Genomic DNA, 20,016 nt, shown 5'->3' on the forward strand with positions numbered 1-20,016 from the left:
TCTTTGCTTTTTCCTGTCGGATTTGCAAGAGGCATCAGTCAACGGCAAGGCCGGCTGTTTGCATCAGGCGAGCGCTTTCCTCTGCCAGCAGACGTTCTTCGGCAGCGCCTTTAACAGGGACTTTCCCCATTTCCAGAAACAGTGGTGCCGCAAGCGGTGACACACGGTCTAACCGCACCAAGTCGATCCGGTCGCCGATCCGAGCGATCATAGTCTCGATCCGCCCGAAGTCGACCAGCCCGCGCATGGCTTCCTCGCGTGTGATTTTCATAAGCAGATGATCAGGGTCGTATTTTTGCAAAGTGTCATACAGGATATCGGAGGAAAATGTCGCCTGCCGCCCTGATTTACGCTGGCCGCCGGTGTTACGCTCGATCAGTCCTGAAATTGTCGCCGAGGCGCGAAATGTTCGTTTCATCACTGCATTCCCGGCTAGCCATGTGTCTAGACCGTCGCGCAGCGCGTCTTGCCGGAACAATGGGCGCGGATCGATCACCGCATCCAGGCCCCAGATCAGTGTGGCGTAATCCGTGGCCACAAAGCCCAGCGGCGCGAGGCCGGTTTCCTCCATCCTTTTGGTAAGCAACAGGCCCAACGTCTGTTGAGCGTTCCGTCCGGCAAATCCGTAGACGCATAAATGTTCACGCCCGTCATTGGGAAAGCTCTCGATCAGAAGCCGGTCGCGTTGGGGCAGGCGGGACATGTCTCGTTGCAGCGCCAGCCATTCTGCAGTGTGCGCTGGCAATTGTGGCCAATCAGGTTGGGTAAACATGCGCAGAATACGGTCGCTCAACTGAGTTGACGTCGCGAATTTGGTGCCCGAGAACGTGGCAATTTTTGGCTTCTTGTCGGCACGACGGCTGACCTCGACCACCATTTCTCGAAGGCCTTCATACCGGACGATCTGACCGCCAATCAAGAAGGTATCACCTGGTGTTAACGAGGCGGCAAAGCTTTCCTCGACCTCGCCCAGAGGCTTGCCGCCCCGATTGCGTTTTAGCCGCACCTTAAGCGTGTCTGTGTCCTGAATTGTGCCAAGATTCATACGAATACGTTGCGCCGCGCGGGGATCTCGCAATTGCCATAGTCCGTCAGGACGGTGCAATAGCCGTTGCCAGCGATCATAGGCCCGCAGGGCGTAGCCGCCAGTGGCGCAGAAATCCAGGCAAGCATCAAACTCGGCCCGGCTGAGCTGCGCATAGGGGCCGGCCGAAGTCATCTCGGTAAACAACGCGTCGGCCTGAAAGGGGCCTGCGGCGGCAGCAATCAGGATATGCTGGCATAGAACGTCTCGGGGGCCCGGGCCGCGCGGATCACCGTCCAGCTCATGCGCCTTGGCCGCCTCGAGGGCCGCGACGCATTCCACAACTTCAAACCGGTTCGCAGGCACCAGCAGTGCCTTGGACGGTGCATTGTAACGGTGGTTGGCACGTCCGATCCGCTGCACCAGCCGTTTCACGTTCTTGGGTGCTCCGATCTGGATCACCAGATCGACGTCCCCCCAATCGATGCCCAGATCCAGACTACCAGTGCAGACAATTGCACGCAGATCTCCGCGGACCATGGCGGCCTCGACCCGTTCACGTTGTTGTCGGTCCAGGCTGCCGTGATGAATGCCGATTGGCAGCCCGTCGTCATTGGCCAGCCACAGGTTGTGAAAGAAGATCTCGGCCTGCGCGCGGGTGTTGTGGAAGATCAACGTTGTCTTATGTTGCCTGATCTGCTCCAGCACTGCCGGAATAGCATAGGCCGCGCCGCCCCCCGACCATGGCGGCATTTCCGGTGTTTCCAGCATTGAGATATCAGGGTCCGGCCCGGGATCTGCGTGAACGATCTCACAGGCGTCAGGGTGTCGGGCTAGAAACCGGGCAATTGCATCAGGGTCTTCTACCGTCGCGGATAGCCCGACGCGGCGCAAATCGGGGCAGAGGTGTTGCAAGCGCGCCAGCGCCAGCATCAGCTGATCGCCCCGCTTGCTTTCGGCGAGGGCGTGGATTTCGTCCACGATTACCCGCTGTACTCCTTTAAACATGCGCGGTGCATCCTCATAGGAGGTCAGCAGAGCCAGGCTTTCCGGTGTTGTAAGCAAGATGTGTGGTGGATCTGCGCGCTGACGCTTCTTTTGCGTGGCCGAGGTGTCGCCCGTTCTGTCTTCGATGCGGATGGGCAGGCCGATCTCTTCAACCGGTGTGCGCAGATTGCGTCGGATATCCGCCGCCAGAGCCTTGAGAGGCGAGACATAAATCGTGTGCAGCCCCGCATGCGCACCGTCCGCCAGTTCCGAGAGCGTAGGCAGGAAACCGGCCATCGTTTTGCCACCACCTGTCGGAGCGATCAGCAAGGTCGCAGGGGCCAGCGTCCTGTCGAACATGTCTTGTTGATGCGGGTGGATGGACCAGCCTCGGGTAGAGAACCAATCGTGAATCCGGGCGGGAATCTGCGTCATAAGCGCAGATTACCCGGCTCTGAGCTGGAATGGCACAGGGTTAATTGACGATTTTCTCGTCCTTGACGAACATGTTGGCCCACGCACGGTCGATGAGGTCAGGGCTCATCTGATAGGGGATGCCTTCAAATTCGCAGATCGAGATTATCTGGTCGATCAGAAAGATCGGTTGATAGTTCGCATAGATGTTGTTGATGGTCGGGTATTTGACTTTCAACAGATGCACCAGTGCGGCTTCATCAAGCGGTATGCCGCGTTTACGGGCGACCATGGCAAAGATCTTCAGGTAGTTTTCCTGATTTGGACCATCAATCTTGATCTTGAAGAAAATCCGGCGCAACGCGGCCTGGTCGAAGATCTCATTCGGGTGGAAGTTGGTCGAGAAGATGACCAAAGTGTCGAACGGGACTTCGAATTTCTCACCGGATTGCAGGCCCAGAATGTCCTTACTTTCTTCCAGCGGGACGATCCAGCGGTTGATCAGCGCCTGCGGCGGTTCCGCCTGACGGCCAAGGTCGTCCACGATGAAGATCCCACCGGTCGATTTCAGCTGTAGCGGCGCCTGATAAGTTCGTGCGGTCGGGTTATAAACCAAGTCCAGCATGCTCAGCGACAATTCACCGCCGGTCACCACGGTCGGGCGTTCGCACTGGACATATCGCGTGTCGAACCGCTTGCGGCGGCGCAGGCTGTTGGGGTCATCCTCTTCCTGATCGATCGCGGTATGGACGATCGGGTCATAAACGGTGATCACCTGACCTGCATATTCGATTGCGCGCGGAACATAGACGTTGTCCCCCAATGCGTCCCGAATGCCGTTGGAGATCGAGGATTTACCGTTACCCGGGGGGCCATACATCAAGATTGAACGGCCTGCGCTGACCGCAGGGCCCAAGTGATCCAGCAGGCTGTCGGGCAGCACCAGATGACCCATCGCTCCGGTTAATTGGTCACGGGTGACTTGAATGTTGCGGATCGACTGGCGTTTCACCTGCTCGCGATAAACGTCCAGCGGTACAGGCATGGCGCCGAAGTATTCGGACTGGCTGAGCGCATCCAGTGCGCGCGCCTTGCCGGCATCGGTCAATTGGTAGCCCATCTCGTTGCCGCTATTGGCGTTCAGTGTGCCGGTTGCCTCAAGCAATTTCTGCTCGCGGGCGATGTCGATCAGTTCCTGAGTTACAGACCCCGGCAGGCAGATGGCCTGAGCCACTTCGGAAACAGTGCCCGCGTTCTTACGAAAGATGGTTTTCAACAGGATATCCCGCATCATCACCAACGGGAGTTGCATTTCGCCCAACCCCTTGGGAGCGGGAGGGGCCATAACTGAGGTGGTCTGCATATTCATGAGCGTCGCTCGCCTGTCCTGTCGTCATGCAAATAGCCCAAACAGGGCTGTTTGAAAAAAATTTGACGTGGCTTTGTGGCATGACCAAGGCACAGGCAAGGCGGGCTTATGATTGTTTACGAACCGTCAATAAAGCCCAAAATCAGGTAGATGGACAATGTACCAGCCAGCGCGAGACCCATCGGGAACTTCTTGCCACTGTCCCAGCTTTCCCAATGTGGTGCGACTTGACGCAGTGCGGTGTATTTTGCCAGTCTGTGCGCCGCAACAGCACCAATTGTCGTTGCCATCAGGATGATCAAAAGAATCATCAGATCCCCGAGCCAGATGAAAGGCGCTGCGGCGGCGCAGAATTTCGCGTCCCCCGCTCCCATGACGCCAGCGGCGTTCAGAACGATACCGATCAATAAAACAACAACGATATGAAGCAGTTGCCAGGCATAAACGGGTAGGGTCAAAGTCATCGGCCCGATATTGCCTGCGACCCATTCCCCGGACCATGGAGGCAATACAAATAGACCGACGACTATGAAAACCAACGTCAGAGCCATCACCGCATGGTTCTTAATCCGCATTTCACGCATATCCGTGAAGGCCACGTAAAAGCAGATCGGCAGTACGAAAGGCAAAAACCATGCTGCTGCCAGCGCTGGTATGGCCATAGATCAGGCTTCCTCGAGTGCGCGGAGCGAGCGTACGGCTTCGTCGTAGTGCTGTGGGTGCGTCGCGATAGCTTCGCGGAACAAGTTCTTGGCCGTGTTCACATCGCCCTGTTTGACCGCAGAAATGGCCATAGTGTTCAGCAGAGTTGCGCGTTCGATCTGGCTCATCGGGATCACTGGCAGGCTGTAATTGCGCTGCGCGCTACGGGCAAGAACAAGGTTGTTCTTGGCAGTAAACAGAGAGTTGTCCTGTCGAACCGCTTCGGTAAACAGGCGTTCGGCCTCCTCATACTGGCCGCGGGTCAGTTTGGAGTACCCCCAATTGTTCATGACACCCGCCGGACGGGTCGTCAGGCCCACGGCAGTTTCATAAAACTGGTCTGCGCGTTTCCAATCTTTGCTGGAATCCGCGACCACGGCTTCAAGTCGATACCTTTTGAACGTCTCATAAGTGGGTGGAATCCTGTCCAGTGCCGCTTTGGCGCCGCTCCAATCGCCGCTGCGGACCAATGCATCGGCGTATTCAACCTTATCAGAGTTTGTCGCGCCCTTCATTTCCGTAACCCGCTTCCAAGCGACAGCGGCCTCGGTGCTGCGTTTTGCTCGGGTTAAAGAGAAAGCCAGCCCCCGCTGCAAGTCTATCCTGTCAGGCTTTTTGGCGGCTGCTCCCTGGAAATAGGTGACGGCTTCGTTCGGGTTGGCTGCGCTCAGCATCACGTCATTCAGGTTAGTTTCGTCGATGACGTTCACTTCCTGAAAGGTGCGCTCGACCTTTTCTTCTTCGGTCTCTTTTGCACAGGCGGTCAAAATAACCGCGCACGCAACGATGGTCGGAATCAAGAAGGGTTGGCGCATTTTTGCGTCCTTTACTGCTCTTGCCTCTGTTACTGGATTTTACGCAGCAGGAATTCTCCGTTCCCTTGTTGCTCCAGCTCAAATTCTTGTTCTTGCGGTGTATTATTAACAGGGTTTTCCATTTTTGCGAGCGCTAAGCGCAAATTGTCGCGGATTGCGTCACTTTCGCCATTGTCCAGCGCATAGGCTTGCCGAAATACCTGCGCTGCTTCCGGGTATTCACCGACTTCCATCAGATAGACACCCAAATTGTTCCAGGCTACTGGCCAATCCGGATCACCTTCGACCGCCCGGCGCAGCAGGGGGCCTGCTTGCCCCACGCGTTGCAATCCCAAGTTTGCAGTTCCGATCGATGTCAGAACCAACGGTGTCATCCCCTCGGCAAGGGCTGCGCGCGTAAAGGACTCTAACGCCAGCTCATACTCACCGACGACCATCAATCGGTTGCCTACAGTGATTTCATCTACGGGCGGTCCGTCGGGATCAACGCCTGGCGCAAAAGGGTCATCACCCAGGCCGCTCTCGGTACAAGAGGCCACCATGGCGAAAACCATGGTGGCCTGAACTGTATTGCGAAGCCGTCCTAGGGCAACTTCAGCTGCCGGTTTCATCAGGGCGTTAACCTCCGGTGCTTATTGCGCCGGCACCGTTGCCGAAATCCATGATACCTTTCGCCGAAGGACCAACAAGGATGACCAGCAACGGGGGCACGGTCAGCATCATTGTGGCAAGTGTCATTTTGGTTGGCAACTTGTTCGCGGCTTCTTCGGCGCGCATCACTCGTTTGTCACGCATTTCGTCTGCGTAGACACGCAACGCCTCGGCGATCGAGGTACCAAATGTGGCTGACTGGATCATCACGGTGACAAATGCACTAATGTCCTGAACGCCGCAACGCGTCGCGAAATCGCGTAGAACCGTGTCTTTTTCTTTGCCGGCCTTCATTTCGTAGGCGACGACTTCGAACTCCAACGCGATATCAGGATATGAGGCTTTCATTTCCGCTGCGACACGAACGATAGCCTGATCCAGCGACTGACCTGCCTCGACGCAGACCAGCATCAGATCCAAAGTGTCCGGAAATCCGGCCGTTATGGCCTCTTCACGCTCGGCTACACGGCGGGTGATCCAGTACTTGGGAATGAAGTATCCAACGCCGCCAGGCACCAGGACCCGTATCAAAAGCTGTTGAGTGTCGAATTCCTGGTCGCCGGCAAAGACCGTCACCAACAAAACCCCAAGCAGAAGCCCGGCCAAACCCAAGGCAAACTGAGCAAAGTGGAAAAACCGAACCGCGTCTTTGGATTGATACCCCGCCTGACGCAGCTTGAGCTGCATGGCAGAGTAATCTTCCTGATCCTTTGGCTCGAGAAAACTGGCGAATTTCTCGAGCTGCTCGTTCTGACCTGAATGTCTGAGGCGCTCTTTTTTGTCTTTCTTGCTTTTCTTGGACGGCGTGTTCGACCGCTGCAGTTTCTTTAACGGGTCTTCGGGTTGATTCAGCATCAACGGAACTGTGACAAGGATCATGAACAACCCCAGCACGCCTACCACAATAAGCGGGCCGAATTCACCAAGGTGCTGCGTCAGAAAGTCGTTCGCTTGGGTAAGGATTTCCATTGCAGTAGCCTCAGACCTTAATGTTGGTGAGAATTCGCATGACGATCAGGTTCAACGTCAGCATGATGCCGACAAAAAAGCACGCCGGTATGAAGTACTCGTGGTCAAGAACCGAGTCATAGTAATTCGGATCCTTGACCAGAATGAAAACTAGACAAGCCAGAGGAAAGCCGGACAGAAATTTCCCCGACCATTGTGCCTCAGCGGTAATTGCTTTGACGCGGCGGAACAGACGGAAACGGGCACGGATAACTTTGGCCAGACCTGCCAGGATTTCGGCAAGGTTACCACCTGATTGCTGCTGGATGGACACAGCGACTGCCAAAAAGCGCAAATCCTGCATGTCCAGACGTTCGGCCATTTCCTTGAGGGCTTCGCCGACCTCGCGGCCATACGCAACCTCATCAGAAATAACGCCGAATTCGGTTGCCAGAGGGTCTTCGACTTCGGAAGCAACGATCTGAACAGAAGAGGCGAACGGGTTGCCGACTCGTAGCGACCGAACCATCAGCTCCACGGCATCTGGTAGCTGCTCTTCAATCAGGCTCATCCGCTTTTTGGCCTTGTGGTTTACCCAGGCGTAAACGGCGCCAACCCCGATCGCGACGGATAGTGCCGCGCGCAGGGCCACATCGGTTGCGGTGCCGATACTCAGAGCCATGAAAGCCATGGCTGAAACCAGTGCCATAATCATGATCAACTGCCGCGGGCTAAACGCAATCGCGGCCTTTTGTGCCTTGTCAGCCAGAAGCGAATAAAGCGGGATGCTCTGGCTTTTCATATGCTGGCGCATTTCCTTGCGCAGCTGCTCCAGAACTTGCTCGCGACCAACGCCTTTGTCGATCATGTCCAGCCGGCGGTTGACCCGGCTGTTCAGACTAATGGATTTCCCGAAGGCGACCAGATAGATACCCTCGACGAGGGCAAGAACACCGACAAATATGGCGACATAAATAAGCGCCTCTGTAGGGAGTTGCATATCCCTTGTCTCCTACATCGTGGTTGGGTCGTAGATGGACGCCGGCAAGTCAAAACCCCAAAGACGGAAGCGCTCCGAGAAGTGGCTGCGCACACCTGTCCCGGTGAAGTGACCGATTATCTTGTTGTCCGGTGTTAGTCCAACGCGTTGAAACTTAAAGATTTCCTGCATTGAGATGACGTCACCTTCCATGCCGGTTATCTCGGTGATCGAGGTCATGCGACGCGAACCATCCTGCAAGCGGCTGGCTTGAACGATCAGGTTCACAGCGCTGGCGATCTGGCTGCGTACCGCCTTGATCGGCATCTCGATCCCGGCCATGGCGATCATGTTCTCCAAACGTGAAATACCATCACGGGCCGAGTTGGCGTGGATCGTGGTCATCGAACCGTCGTGGCCGGTGTTCATGGCCTGCAGCATGTCGATTACCTCGGCGCCACGCGTCTCACCCACGATGATGCGATCCGGGCGCATACGCAGGGCGTTTTTCAGACAATCGCGAGGGCTGACCTCGCCTTTGCCTTCCACGTTGGGCGGGCGGCTTTCCATCCGACCCACATGCGTTTGTTGCAGCTGAAGTTCCGCTGTATCCTCAATGGTCAGGATGCGCTCAGCGTCGTCGATAAAACTGGACAGGGCATTAAGAGTAGTCGTTTTACCCGAACCCGTACCGCCGGATACGATGATATTCAGCCGGGTGGACACTGCAGCCTGCAAATAGGCGGCCATTTCTTCGGTGAAAGCGCCAAAATTGACCAGATCGTCAATGCCGAGCTTGTCTTTCTTGAATTTACGAATGGACACCAGTGACCCGTCCACCGCAATCGGCGGTACCATCGCGTTAAATCGCGAACCGTCAGCCAGACGGGCGTCAACATAGGGGTTTGATTCATCGACTCGACGGCCCACGGCGGACACGATCTTGTCGATGATCCGCATCAGGTGCTTTTCGTCTTTGAATGTGATGTCGCTGATTTCCAGCCTACCGTCGCGTTCCACAAAGATCTGTTGCGGGCCGTTTACCAGAATATCGTTGACGGAATCGTCCTGTAGCAGGGTCTCGAGCGGACCCAACCCAGTGACTTCGTCATACAGCTCTTTGTTCAACTGGGTACGGTCTTCACGATTGAGGACAATACTACGCGCTTCCAGAACTTCGCTGGCAATAGCACTGATCTCGGCGCGCAATTCGGCCTCGGCGGCGTTTTCCAGGGCTGCGAGGTTAAGATTCTCAAGCAACTCGCGGTGTAGTTCCAGTTTAATCTCGCCTAAACGTTCTTTCCGTTTACGCTCCTTGTCGCTTCCAACAACTTCGGCCACCTTTTTCTTGACTGGTTTTCGGACCATTGCCGTGGTTGGCGAACCTTGTGCCTCAGTTGCGGTCGTCGCCGCGGTCTGGGCTTGTGGTTGTGCTTCTACCGGCTGCGCGGCTGGTTGCTTTTTATATCGTGAAAACACGGCGGGTCCCCTTCGTGTTATGCGGCCTCGGCGCTGCTGCTGCCAAGGCTATGAAGCGATTGCGCTAGTTTTGCGATTTCCCTGCGCAGCGGATTTTTCGCGGCAGAGTTTGCCAGCGGCAGTCCGTGATCGCCACTTTGCATAACCTGCTTGCCACCGTCGGGCAGGAGCAAGTCTATCGAAATGCCCAGGCTTTCGCCCATGCGTTTGACACGGCCCTTACCACTAAGGTCAGTGAATTTAGGTGCCCGGTTCATTGCAAATCGAAGCTTGTTGAACGGAAGCTCTTCGGCCTGCAACGCGCGTTTGAGACGCAACGCATTCTGAGCTGACCGCATGTCCAGTTCGAGCAATGCAAAATAAACATGCGCTGCCTGCAGAACTGTTTCGGACCAATGCACCAGTGTTTTCGGCATGTCGATGATTACGTAATCAAAGTGCTTGCGGGCTGTATCGATCACACGCTGAATATCTTCCGGTGTAATAATGTCCAAAGGCACCATGTCGGATGGTGCAGTTAGTACCTGCAATTTTTCTTCGAATGTCTGAAGTGAATATCCAAAGGATTCCTCATCCATCGACGCAGTATCCGACAACATCTCGAAAACCGCCTCTTGGCGTGGCAGATCCAGGTAGGTCGAAACGGTGCCATATTGCAGATCCAGATCGATCAGGCAGACACTAGGGGCTTCTTTGGCTGATACTGTCGCCAGTTCCCAGGCAAGGTTTACAGCCAAAGTGGTCGCGCCAACGCCTCCGGCCAGGCCCTGCACGACAAACAACGCGCCTTCCTTGGCATTGTTATCAGAAAGGGAGACTGCGGCCTGAGGGGCTACAACCGGCTCAGGCTTGTTCATTCGGTCAATGGCTTCCTGCAGCTCACCTTCGGGAAGAGGGTAGGGCACGAACTCGTCGGCGCCCTTGCGCAATAACTGGTGGAGAGAAGCAGGGGTCACGTCTTCCGCGATCAGAACGACCTTGATACCTTTTTCCTTGGCCTGTGTGATAATTTCACCCATCAAGGTCAGGTTGTCTTCATCTTCGCCGTCCAGGGCCAGCGCAATAAATTGCAGCGATTCGGCCTCGGGTTGGCTGAAAAAGGCGAGCGCCTCAGCAAATCCCAGGTCGCCCCACCTCTCACCCAGCGCAGCTTCCATATCTTCGATTAGTAGGTCGAAATTCTGGACGTCCCGGCTGACCGTGCAGGCCAGAATGCTTGTGTTTTCGTCTTGCGGCGTAGCGCTCGTCATAAACTCAATCCTTGTCGAGTGGGCCGAGCAAACCGTGCGAACTTGGAAAGGATTGTTCTGGTCTGCTGTCGCCCTGGTGCGGTCAATCCTGGCCGCAGGTCACCCTATTGTTTTCAATGTGGTTTGAAATTTGGGCGAGATTTAGGCGCAAAAGAACCAATTGTTGGGAATTGGGCGACGATGCCGCCCAATCACGTTTCATTGTCTTAGTTATCGTCGCCGCCGAGATCGGTCTCGTAAGAAAGATTGCTTCTCGGCGTGGCGCTGGCAATGTACTCGCGATACACGAATTCCGCGTATTTTCCGTCCAGAACCTGTGGATGCCGGTCTACAAAACCGGAAACTTCAGTAACAGTACGGCGATTGCGGCGGTCTCTGTTCGGCGTGTCGATCAGAGGTCTGCTTTTGCCGAATGACACTGCTGCTTCCAAACGGTTGCGTGATATTCCCTGCCTCGTTAGGAACGCTACGGCCGCATTCGCGCGGCGCTGACCCAAGGCTCTGTTATAGCTTGTAGAACCAACGGCATCCGTATGGCCGAACACACGGAACCGTGCCTCGGGAAACTGTTTAATCCAATCGGCCTGCTGCAAAAGAATGCGTTGGGCCGAAGCATCGAGCTGTGCGCTGTCGAAGGCAAAGTTGATCTGGGTCGGAACCTCGGCAGCAAAGCGCTGTCCAAGGATCTGAGCATAGGTCAATTCGCCGTTCGCAACCTGGATGTTGTTCAGCGTGGCGTTTCCGAATGCGCCTTGGTCGATCTCATAGCCGGCTTCGCGGGTGCATGCTGCGATCGAGGTACTCAGACCCAGGATGATGATCCATTTCTGCATTGGTCTATCCTCCCAATTAATCCAGGACATAGCCGTAGGAACTGCCAAAGTTCTGATTGGCCACTTCTGAAGCTGCACCATTGCCCGCGCGTTCTGTCCGCGCCGTACGTCCATTTATGAACAGATCGAACTCACTGGGCGGTTTCACGCGATCTGTCGGAAGTGCAAGTGCTTCGCCTCGTGTCGGTGTCACCAGATGACCCGTGACGATGATCACAAGCTCACTTTGCTCGCGCTGGTATTCGGCACTGCGGAACAAAGCACCCAAGATAGGAACGTCTCCCAGCCATGGCACCTGATTGTTCAGGTCGGTGAAGTCATCCTGCAGAAGGCCGGCAATGGCAAAGCTCTCACCGTCGCGCAATTCAACCGTGGTGCTGGTTTGCCGAACAATAAAGCCCGGAACAACGTCACCATTGATCGAGAAGCTTGCACTGGGGTCAATGCTGGACACGCCTGCGACCATTTCAAGGTTTATCAGATCCCCGTCGACAACGCGTGGAACAAAGTCAAGTTGCACGCCGAAGGCCCGGTATTCAATCGCAACCACACCGTCACCTTGCGGGACTGGAATCGGAACCTCACCACCGGCAAGGAAGGTAGCTTCCTGCCCTGAAAGAGCGGACAGGTTTGGCTCTGCCAAGCTGCGCACCAACCCTTTGGTTTCCAAGGCTTCCAGCAACAACCGGACCTGGGTTGATCCCACGCCAAAGCCGAACAGGATGGCACCGTTATTTGTCTGGGTGAACGGGATGTTATTGGTACCTGTGAGGGTGCCAAGCGCGTTATCCAGAGCAAACTGGTTGTTCAACGTGTTAAAGCCGCCAGTGACGTCACTGCCTTGGAAGCCGAGTGATGCAGTCAGGCTTTTGGCGACCGACCGGTTCATCTCAGCAAAGCGTACTTTCAACATCACCTGCTGAACACCACCGACATTCATCAGGTTGGAAACACGCTCTGGCGCATAGCGTTCAGCGAGTTCAAGGGCACGGGCCAGTTTTGCGCTGCTGGAAACGGTGCCAGACAACACAATCCCGTCATTTGCGGTACGAACCTCGATCTGCTCGCTTGGCAGAATCTGGCGCAGCCGTTCTTTGAATTCGGAAACGTCCGGGGACACGCGAACCTGTACGTTCGTAATCAGGTTGCCTGCGCCATCGAACAGGGTCAATGTGGTCAGACCCGGCGCCTTACCCAATACGTAAATTGTGCGCTCCGACAGCGAAGAGATGTCGGCAATGCCCGCATTCGCGATACTGAGTTCAGCGAACGGCTGTTCACTTTCCACTACGATTGCACGGTTAATAGGGACGTCCAGTATTTCGACGGTCCCTTTCTTTACCACGCGAAGATTTTCAGCCCAAGCGGCGTCGCCGGTCGGACCCATAACAAGCGCCAACCCCATCAGGGTTGCGCTAATCCAGGAACGTATTGTCATGTGACCTGCCTCTCCGATCACCACTATGTTTTTTGGGTCTTGCGCCCTATGTTCTGAAACCCTGCTCGAAAACGGGATTTTTTGCAATAATCAATGGTTTCCGGAATTTTCCTTATGTGGATATTGCGCAACAATCCAACAACAAAGGCCGCGCAGTCTGCGCGGCCTTTGTCAACTAACAGTCTGATTAAACGTCAGTTTGTGCAGGGTATTTGGGTTTCCACTATCTCGCCTCCGCGACGGGTTCGAATGGTGCAAACCTCTTTTTCGACCTTTATCGGCGCCGGAGCCGCGTCTTTGATTCCCAGTAGCTTACGCTGATCGACCTCGACCGCACTAGCAACCGTTTCATCCTGAACGCCGACCAGAGCCAGAGACAATCGCCCGGTATTCTGCGCCTGTGCCAGTGCCGCGATCTCTTCCGGAGTCGCGGCAACGGTAACTGTGCGTGCAATTGTCGTTCCGGTAACGTCAGAACCCGCAGTTTGATCCACGGCGATCAATTCGATGTTGGTTTGGATTAGTCGTGTGATCTCTCCGCCATCCCCGTCGACAAGGCCCCGCAATGACCCAGTCCAATAGACGTCAACCCTGTCGCCTGGACGCAGGAACCCTGAAACGCCAGAGGACACGTCAACGCTGATTGCAAATGCACGCATGCCTTTTTTGATGCGCGAGGTCAGGCCGGCGGCTTCTCCGGGTCTTGTAACCTTCATTTCCATAACGGCTTCGTCTTTTTCCATGGCACGCAGGACGAAGCGGTCTTGGTTGTTAGCCTCCGGGAAGAGCACGGCCATATCTACAAACGACCCTTCAGGGATCGCATCTTCCGGCCATTGAACGACGCGTATGTCTTCTGGAGTCAGTTTTTCTCCGTATCGCAGAGAGCGGGTGGAGACGATGACACCTACAGTCGGCACCATTTTGACATTGGCTAAAGCTTCTTCACGCAACTGCCTTTCCAGTGCCAATTGAGCCTGATTCTTCGAAATGTAGTCGCGGGCCAAATAAACTGCCCCACCAGCCAGGGCGACCCCGATAATCAGAACAAGTCCAAAAACAGCTCGCATTTGTCCCTCGTTTCATTCTTGTTTGCAGTAATCATGTTGCCACGCAACATGTCTGTTCAGATTACACATTAGGCACCAATTGTGTTCAAAAATGGGACAATCCCAGATATTGCTCGTTATTTCGCGGAAAAAATTGAGGTTATGGACTAGTGTGTCGGATGCGACGCAATAACCTAGTCGAAGGAAATCGGGTCGACCTGGACGTTTGCGATCGCTGTTCCGCTTTTTTTGTCCAAACCTTGAATGGGATCGTTCAGGTAGAAATACATCAGCCAGCCCAATGCGACTACGGCTGCGGTCAAAAGAACCCAGTCGACGGTGATAGCTCCGTCTTCGTTTTTTTGAATGTTCCGTAGTTCGGCCAGCATGAGACCACCGATTTGGTTATGGTTAAAAAAGATAGGGGTCACGTCTTTTGAAAAGACATGACCCCCACACTCGACATTACGTCGATTTAATCAAACTAGCCCACTATTAAGGAGTGGTGCCGTTGAATGTCGGCGTGCTCACAGACGCGTTGGTCAGTGCGGTATCTACAGCACCGGCCAGATCGCTGGCACCATCGTGGACCTGATTGTAAGCAACTGCGGCCAGTGCAACAACGGCTGCGGTCAGAACAACCCAGTCAACAGTTACGGCGCCGTCTTCGTCTTTGCGGAAGTTCTTGATGAACTTGATCATATTACGTCCCTCCTAAAGGATCAAAAGTAATTCAACCTCGGCGTCTTCCAGAGCATTCTCTCTCAGTCCGCTCCCGATCGTCTCGGTATGGCACTATGATTGCCTGTCGTGCGTGGCAGGAATTGGGCCAAACGGCATTTTTTTCGCAGTATGCTTAACTTTTTGTTGGCACTTTTTGCAAACAATTGATTTTAAACGAAAAATATATTGAACTTTTTGATCTGCAGTTATTCAAGCGATGCAAAATTGCGCCAAATGAGGCGAAATTGCCCCATTTCGCTTTGTTTTTCTGGTGTTGATGGCCGATTCAGAGTTCAAAATGATCCAAAAGAAGAACTGAGGCAGGCACAGATGACTTTCCGAGACGCTCTGATGAGCGCCGGTCTTGCAGCGTTTCTACTAACGAGCGCTAGTACAGCGTTCGCTGCCGAGCAAGAGCCGCGCGGAGTTTACAAACGTATCAAGGCGCCCAAACCGGGTAGCCGCCCGCGTGTGACTGTGCAAATCACAGCTGAAGAACATGCCAGTAAGCCTTCGGCACCAAGCACAGGTGTAGAACTGGTAGTGCCCGAGATTATCGCGCGCACCAAGGTGCCACCCGCAAACCTGCCGGAAGCCGGTGCAGACCCCAAGCCGGTAGGATCCTACAAGGCGTTCTGGAATCGAATTTCGCCGGAACTTGCCCGAGCAAGCTCGGGACGTCTGAGTCAAGCTATCCAAGCCCTGTCGTCGACCGGAGTCACCGCGCCGCGTTTGCAGACGTTACAGGATATTGCCCAGCAGCGCGGCGTCGACATCTTGCGCTCGACAGTTGGGACCAAAGTCTCGCCCGCGCTGGTGCTGGCGGTCATTTCGGTGGAATCGGCCGGACGCGAAAAAGCCGTTAGCTCGGCAGGCGCACAAGGGCTTATGCAATTGATGCCTGCGACGGCTGCCAGGTTCGGTGTGAAAGACAGCCTTGTTCCAGCCCAGAACATTGCCGGAGGGGTCAAGTACCTCGACTGGCTTATGGAAGAGTTCGGTAACGACCCGATCTTGGTACTGGCCGGATACAACGCGGGCGAGGGGGCCGTACGCAAGCACAGCGGTGTGCCGCCCTATGCGGAAACACGAGACTATGTGCCAAAGGTGCTGGCCGCCTTTCAAGTCGCCAGGGCGCTGTGCGCCACGCCTCCCGAATTGATTTCGGATGGTTGCGTTTTCCAAACCCTGAACTGAAAATGGCCCGCGCGTTGGCGGGCCAATTCCTCCAGCTGGCGAGTGTCAGTTGACGATGGTCGCTTGTGTTGCAGCGCGCATTTCTTCATCGCTGACGCCGTCCGCCAGTTCTACAATTTTCAGGCCACCATCGACCACATCCAGAACACCCAAATTGGTGATGATACGGTCAACAACGCCTTTGCCAGTCAGCGGCAAGGTGCATTCCTTAAGTACCTTCGAATCGCCATGCTTGTTGGTGTGGTCCATAACGACGACGACGCGGCCGACGCCAGCCACCAGATCCATTGCTCCGCCCATACCTTTGACCAGCTTGCCCGGGATCATCCAGTTCGCCAGATCGCCTTTCTCGTCGACTTCCATCGCACCCAAAATGGCAGCTGCGATCTTGCCGCCGCGGATCATGGCAAAGGACGTGGCGCTGTCAAAATAGGCTGTCCGAGACAATTCGGTAATTGTCTGCTTGCCAGCGTTGATCAGGTCCGGGTCTTCCTCGCCCTCGAACGGGAAAGGGCCCATGCCCAGCATGCCGTTTTCCGATTGCAGGGTGATATCCTTGTCGCCCACATAGTTCGCCACCAGCGTCGGAATCCCGATGCCGAGGTTCACATACATGCCGTCTTCCAGTTCCTCTGCCGCGCGTGCGGCCATTTGATTGCGGTCCCAGGGCATTATGCTTCCTCCTTCTTGCGGGTGGTGCGTTGTTCGATGCGCTTTTCGTGGCTGCCCTGAATGATGCGATTCACGTAGATGCCAGGCAAGTGGATGCCGTCCGGGTCCAGCGATCCGCGCGGGACGATCTCTTCGACTTCTGCCACGCAGATCTTGCCGCAGGTTGCAGCTGGAACGTTGAAATTGCGTGCGGTCTTGCGGAACACGAGGTTACCGGTGTCGTCCGCTTTCCAGGCTTTGACGATCGCGAGATCGGCAAAAATGCCTTCTTCAAGGATAAAAGTCTCGCCGTTGAAGTCCTTGTGCTCTTTACCATCGGCGATCACCGTGCCAACGCCGGTTTTTGTATAGAAACCGGGGATGCCCGCACCACCGGCGCGCATCCGTTCAGCCAGCGTGCCTTGGGGATTGAACTCCAGTTCAAGCTCGCCGCTCAGATACTGGCGCATGAATTCTGCGTTTTCACCGACATACGAACTGATCATCTTTTTAACCTGCTTGGTCTGCAGCAGGATGCCGATCCCGAAATCATCTACCCCGGCGTTGTTTGAGGCAAAGGTCAAATCCTTCGTACCGGCATCTTTGATCGCCTCGAGCAGCAATTCGGGAATGCCGCACAGGCCGAATCCGCCTGCGGCGATGAACATGCCGTCATGCAGCAGCCCATCAAGCGCCTCGGCGGCATTGGCATAGACTTTTTTCATGGAAAACTCCCCCAATGACATGGTGATGGCGCCGGTTGTGCCGCCACGTAACGGGGAAGTCAATGAAACCAAGGGGTCAGTGGTATTTCTACTTATCAGGTCCGGTCAGGGCCGGACCCTGACCGATTCAGCCGGCAGCCTTCTTTGTTGTTTTCTTGGCGGCGGTTTTCTTTTTCGGGGCAGCCTTCTTCTTTGTGCCCTTCTTGGCAGCCTTTTCATTGGCCAGTTCTACAGCCATTTCCAGCGTCACGTCTTCGGGCTTCATGTCCTTGGGCAAGGTTGCATTGACCTTCTCCCATTTCACATATGGCCCGTAACGCCCGTCCAATACCTGGATCGCGCCACCGTCTGGGTGTTCCCCCAGTTCCTTCAGCGGTTTGGCAGCTGAACTGCCACGTCGCCCGGGGTTCGCGCGTTTTTCTGCAAGCAGTTCAACCGCCCGGTTCATCCCGATCTCGAACACGTCGTTCGGGTCTTTGAGGTTGGCATAGACCGGTTTAGCCTCATCCGGTAGTTGGTGCATCAGATACGGACCAAAGCGCCCGAAATTCGAGGTGATCGTACCGCCATCAGGGTGCTCTCCGATCTGACGTGGCAGGCTGAGCAATGTTAGCGCCTTTTCCAGATCCATGTCATCCTTGCTCCACCCTCGTGGTAGCGAAGCACGCGGAGGCTTCTTGTTCTCAGGGGTTGGCTCACCCCGCTGAACATAGGGGCCAAAGCGCCCGGATTTCAGCCAAATATCATCGCCTGCATCTTCGCCCAGCAGACGCTCGTCACCTTCTGCACCTTCGCCGGCGATAGGCCGGGTATAATTGCATTCGGGATAATTGCCGCAGCCAACAAAACCGCCCGTTCGGGAGGTTTTCAGGTGCAACTGCCCGACACCGCATTTCGGGCAGATTCGCGGGTCCGAGCCGTCTTCGCGTGGAGGATAAAGTTGCGGTGCCAGCGCTTCGTCCAGTTTGTCCAATACTTCGGAAATCCGCAGTTCGGACGTTTCCCCAATCGCGGCAGAGAAATCACGCCAGAATTTTCCCAACAGATCCTTGTAGTCGCGATCACCGGCGCTGACATCGTCAAGCTGTTCTTCCAAATTTGCGGTGAACTCATAGCCCACATACTGGCGGAAGAAGTTCAGCAAGAATATCGTGACGATCCGTCCCTTTTCTTCAGGGATCAGCCGGTTCTTATCTTTGCGCACGTACTCGCGGTCCTGGATCGTGGTCACGACCGAGGCGTAGGTCGATGGTCGACCGATTCCCAGTTCCTCCATCCGCTTGACCAGAGTGGCCTCTGTATAGCGGGGCGGCGGTTGCGTATGGTGCTGCAGGGCCAGAACGGATTCGTTTTCGGAAAGAACTGCCTCTTTCGCGACCTTGTCACGACTGTCGCTGGTCGCCTTGGCGAACTGATCGCGCAGCGAGGATTTGGCAAAGGGTGCCGGATCACCCTGCAGGATCTGCGGCAGGCGCTTTTCGTCGTCATCGGCTACATCATCGCGACCTTCCTCGTAGACACGCATGAAACCGTCGAACAGAACTACCTGACCCGTGGCACGCAGACCGACCTGGCCGTCATCGCTGCCAATCTCAACTGTCGTACGCTCCAACCGCGCGGCGGCCATCTGGCACGCGATTGTGCGTTTCCAGATCAGATCATACAGTTTGCGCTGATCTTCATCTGTCACTTTCAATGCCTTGGCGTCGCGCGCCATATCAGTGGGGCGGATACATTCGTGCGCTTCCTGTGCGTTCTTGGCCTTGTTCTTGTAGATGCGGGGGCTGTCGGGCACGTATTCCGCACCATAGCGATCGGCAATCGTGCCACGCGTTGCCGCCACGGCCTCGGGCGCCATATCGATGCCGTCGGTCCGCATGTATGTAATGTATCCGGCCTCATAGAGCCGCTGTGCCACCTGCATCGAATGACGCGCACCCATGCCGAACTTGCGGCTGGCCTCTTGCTGCAGCGTCGAGGTCATGAACGGCGCACTTGGATTGCGCGCCGCGGGCTTGGCTTCGACCGAGGTGACACTCAGCGCGCGGCTTGTGATCGCCTGCACCGCCAGTTCAGCCTGCGTTGCATTAGACAAGTCGTGCTTGTCCAGCTTCTTGCCGGCCAGCGTGACCAGACGCGCCTCATAGGTCTGACCGCGCGGAGTTTCAAACAGGGCGCGTACCGACCAGTATTCGACTGGGTTGAACGCTTCAATTTCCATCTCGCGTTCTACGATCAGACGCAGGCAAACCGATTGAACGCGCCCCGCCGATTTTGCGCCAGGTAGTTTGCGCCACAGTACGGGCGACAGATTGAAGCCTACTAGATAATCCAGCGCACGGCGGGCCAGATAAGCCTCGACCAGGGGCATGTCGATCTGACGGGGATTCTGCATCGCCTCGGTCACGGCATCCTTTGTGATAGCGTTGAAGGTAACGCGACTGACGGGCGTGTCCTTCTTGATCGAGCGGCGCTTGGTCAGCGCCTCTTGCAGATGCCAGCTGATGGCTTCTCCCTCGCGATCAGGGTCGGTGGCGAGGATAAGGGCGTTATCTTCTTTCAGGGCGTCGGCGATCGCCTTGACGTGTTTGCGGCTGTCGTTTCCCACCTCCCATTTCATCGAGAATTCATGCTCGGGATCGACCGAACCGTCCTTGGGCGGCAGGTCGCGAACATGGCCGTACGAGGCCAGAACCGTGTAGTCGGGGCCGAGATACTTATTGATCGTTTTTGCCTTGGCCGGGGATTCTACAACAACTACGGGCATTTAGGGGAAAACCTC

Annotated in this window: 18 protein-coding genes; 1 reads left to right on the plus strand and 17 read right to left on the minus strand. The window is 55.6% G+C overall.

Features of this window, described 5'->3' with window-relative positions; translation table 11 throughout:
- Positions 1 to 34 precede the first annotated feature (34 nt).
- The 14 genes from AC2TDA_RS01015 to AC2TDA_RS01080 all read right to left on the minus strand — a co-directional run bounded on the left by AC2TDA_RS01015 (position 35) and on the right by AC2TDA_RS01080 (position 14,640).
- Positions 35 to 2,446 (minus strand): ligase-associated DNA damage response DEXH box helicase, encoded by a 2,412-nt coding sequence (locus AC2TDA_RS01015; protein WP_480878379.1) that lies wholly within the window; start codon positions 2,444 to 2,446, stop codon positions 35 to 37.
- 40 nt (positions 2,447 to 2,486) lie between these two features.
- On the minus strand, positions 2,487 to 3,794 hold the full coding sequence (locus AC2TDA_RS01020) for an ATPase (RefSeq protein WP_480847669.1): 1,308 nt from the start codon (positions 3,792 to 3,794) through the stop codon (positions 2,487 to 2,489).
- A 116-nt stretch (positions 3,795 to 3,910) separates the two neighbouring features.
- The gene (locus AC2TDA_RS01025; RefSeq protein WP_480847668.1) at positions 3,911 to 4,456 is read right to left on the minus strand and encodes a prepilin peptidase; all 546 of its coding nucleotides are present in this window, start codon (positions 4,454 to 4,456) and stop codon (positions 3,911 to 3,913) included.
- 3 nt (positions 4,457 to 4,459) lie between these two features.
- Positions 4,460 to 5,311: a tetratricopeptide repeat protein gene (locus AC2TDA_RS01030; RefSeq protein WP_480878381.1), complete on the minus strand. Its 852-nt coding sequence runs from the start codon at positions 5,309 to 5,311 to the stop codon at positions 4,460 to 4,462.
- 29 nt (positions 5,312 to 5,340) lie between these two features.
- Positions 5,341 to 5,922 (minus strand): tetratricopeptide repeat protein, encoded by a 582-nt coding sequence (locus AC2TDA_RS01035; protein WP_480878383.1) that lies wholly within the window; start codon positions 5,920 to 5,922, stop codon positions 5,341 to 5,343.
- Positions 5,923 to 5,929: 7 nt separating this feature from the next.
- Positions 5,930 to 6,931, minus strand: a complete 1,002-nt coding sequence (locus AC2TDA_RS01040) for a type II secretion system F family protein (RefSeq protein ID WP_480878384.1) — start codon at positions 6,929 to 6,931, stop codon at positions 5,930 to 5,932.
- A gap of 10 nt (positions 6,932 to 6,941) precedes the next feature.
- Complete coding sequence (locus AC2TDA_RS01045) at positions 6,942 to 7,910, minus strand: type II secretion system F family protein (RefSeq protein ID WP_480847664.1); 969 nt, start codon at positions 7,908 to 7,910, stop codon at positions 6,942 to 6,944.
- 12 nt (positions 7,911 to 7,922) lie between these two features.
- Positions 7,923 to 9,368 (minus strand): TadA family conjugal transfer-associated ATPase, encoded by a 1,446-nt coding sequence (locus tag AC2TDA_RS01050; protein ID WP_480847663.1) that lies wholly within the window; start codon positions 9,366 to 9,368, stop codon positions 7,923 to 7,925.
- A 17-nt stretch (positions 9,369 to 9,385) separates the two neighbouring features.
- Complete coding sequence (locus AC2TDA_RS01055; protein WP_480847662.1) at positions 9,386 to 10,618, minus strand: CpaE/TadZ family protein; 1,233 nt, start codon at positions 10,616 to 10,618, stop codon at positions 9,386 to 9,388.
- 206 nt (positions 10,619 to 10,824) lie between these two features.
- Positions 10,825 to 11,451: an OmpA family protein gene (locus tag AC2TDA_RS01060; RefSeq protein WP_480847661.1), complete on the minus strand. Its 627-nt coding sequence runs from the start codon at positions 11,449 to 11,451 to the stop codon at positions 10,825 to 10,827.
- 16 nt (positions 11,452 to 11,467) lie between these two features.
- Positions 11,468 to 12,889 carry a type II and III secretion system protein family protein gene (locus AC2TDA_RS01065; RefSeq protein ID WP_480878386.1) on the minus strand — a complete coding sequence of 474 codons (1,422 nt, stop codon included), beginning with the start codon at positions 12,887 to 12,889 and terminating at the stop codon, positions 11,468 to 11,470.
- A 194-nt stretch (positions 12,890 to 13,083) separates the two neighbouring features.
- On the minus strand, positions 13,084 to 13,959 hold the full coding sequence (gene cpaB / locus AC2TDA_RS01070) for a Flp pilus assembly protein CpaB (protein WP_480847659.1): 876 nt from the start codon (positions 13,957 to 13,959) through the stop codon (positions 13,084 to 13,086).
- A 173-nt stretch (positions 13,960 to 14,132) separates the two neighbouring features.
- Positions 14,133 to 14,327, minus strand: coding sequence for a hypothetical protein (locus tag AC2TDA_RS01075; RefSeq protein ID WP_480847658.1), 195 nt, complete (start codon positions 14,325 to 14,327; stop codon positions 14,133 to 14,135).
- Between the two features lie 106 nt (positions 14,328 to 14,433).
- Positions 14,434 to 14,640, minus strand: a complete 207-nt coding sequence (locus AC2TDA_RS01080) for a hypothetical protein (RefSeq protein ID WP_480847657.1) — start codon at positions 14,638 to 14,640, stop codon at positions 14,434 to 14,436.
- A 351-nt stretch (positions 14,641 to 14,991) separates the two neighbouring features.
- Here AC2TDA_RS01080 and AC2TDA_RS01085 point away from each other — a divergent pair, with 351 nt between their 5' ends.
- Positions 14,992 to 15,858 carry a lytic transglycosylase domain-containing protein gene (locus AC2TDA_RS01085; RefSeq protein WP_480878388.1) on the plus strand — a complete coding sequence of 289 codons (867 nt, stop codon included), beginning with the start codon at positions 14,992 to 14,994 and terminating at the stop codon, positions 15,856 to 15,858.
- 45 nt (positions 15,859 to 15,903) lie between these two features.
- On the opposite strand, the gene AC2TDA_RS01090 is transcribed toward AC2TDA_RS01085, so the two are convergent.
- The 3 genes from AC2TDA_RS01090 to topA form a co-directional block, all read right to left on the minus strand.
- Positions 15,904 to 16,530, minus strand: coding sequence for a 3-oxoacid CoA-transferase subunit B (locus tag AC2TDA_RS01090; protein WP_480878390.1), 627 nt, complete (start codon positions 16,528 to 16,530; stop codon positions 15,904 to 15,906).
- A complete protein-coding gene (locus AC2TDA_RS01095; protein ID WP_480847654.1) occupies positions 16,530 to 17,234 on the minus strand; it encodes a CoA transferase subunit A in 705 nt (234 codons plus the stop codon). Before AC2TDA_RS01095 ends, AC2TDA_RS01090 begins: the two co-directional genes overlap by 1 nt.
- Before the next feature lie 127 nt (positions 17,235 to 17,361).
- Complete coding sequence (gene topA, locus AC2TDA_RS01100; RefSeq protein ID WP_480878392.1) at positions 17,362 to 20,001, minus strand: type I DNA topoisomerase; 2,640 nt, start codon at positions 19,999 to 20,001, stop codon at positions 17,362 to 17,364.
- Positions 20,002 to 20,016 lie beyond the last annotated feature (15 nt).

Source organism: Ruegeria sp. HKCCD6426, from assembly GCF_057221115.1.

Coding starts and splice junctions, on each gene's coding strand:
- AC2TDA_RS01015 (WP_480878379.1), bottom strand. CDS start 2,446: ATGACGCAGATTCCCGCCCGGATTCACGATTGGTTCTCTACCCGAGGC.
- AC2TDA_RS01020 (WP_480847669.1), bottom strand. CDS start 3,794: ATGAATATGCAGACCACCTCAGTTATGGCCCCTCCCGCTCCCAAGGGG.
- AC2TDA_RS01025 (WP_480847668.1), bottom strand. CDS start 4,456: ATGGCCATACCAGCGCTGGCAGCAGCATGGTTTTTGCCTTTCGTACTG.
- AC2TDA_RS01030 (WP_480878381.1), bottom strand. CDS start 5,311: ATGCGCCAACCCTTCTTGATTCCGACCATCGTTGCGTGCGCGGTTATT.
- AC2TDA_RS01035 (WP_480878383.1), bottom strand. CDS start 5,922: ATGAAACCGGCAGCTGAAGTTGCCCTAGGACGGCTTCGCAATACAGTT.
- AC2TDA_RS01040 (WP_480878384.1), bottom strand. CDS start 6,931: ATGGAAATCCTTACCCAAGCGAACGACTTTCTGACGCAGCACCTTGGT.
- AC2TDA_RS01045 (WP_480847664.1), bottom strand. CDS start 7,910: ATGCAACTCCCTACAGAGGCGCTTATTTATGTCGCCATATTTGTCGGT.
- AC2TDA_RS01055 (WP_480847662.1), bottom strand. CDS start 10,618: ATGACGAGCGCTACGCCGCAAGACGAAAACACAAGCATTCTGGCCTGC.
- AC2TDA_RS01060 (WP_480847661.1), bottom strand. CDS start 11,451: ATGCAGAAATGGATCATCATCCTGGGTCTGAGTACCTCGATCGCAGCA.
- AC2TDA_RS01065 (WP_480878386.1), bottom strand. CDS start 12,889: ATGACAATACGTTCCTGGATTAGCGCAACCCTGATGGGGTTGGCGCTT.
- cpaB (WP_480847659.1), bottom strand. CDS start 13,959: ATGCGAGCTGTTTTTGGACTTGTTCTGATTATCGGGGTCGCCCTGGCT.
- AC2TDA_RS01075 (WP_480847658.1), bottom strand. CDS start 14,327: ATGCTGGCCGAACTACGGAACATTCAAAAAAACGAAGACGGAGCTATC.
- AC2TDA_RS01080 (WP_480847657.1), bottom strand. CDS start 14,640: ATGATCAAGTTCATCAAGAACTTCCGCAAAGACGAAGACGGCGCCGTA.
- AC2TDA_RS01085 (WP_480878388.1), top strand. CDS start 14,992: ATGACTTTCCGAGACGCTCTGATGAGCGCCGGTCTTGCAGCGTTTCTA.
- AC2TDA_RS01090 (WP_480878390.1), bottom strand. CDS start 16,530: ATGCCCTGGGACCGCAATCAAATGGCCGCACGCGCGGCAGAGGAACTG.
- AC2TDA_RS01095 (WP_480847654.1), bottom strand. CDS start 17,234: ATGAAAAAAGTCTATGCCAATGCCGCCGAGGCGCTTGATGGGCTGCTG.
- topA (WP_480878392.1), bottom strand. CDS start 20,001: ATGCCCGTAGTTGTTGTAGAATCCCCGGCCAAGGCAAAAACGATCAAT.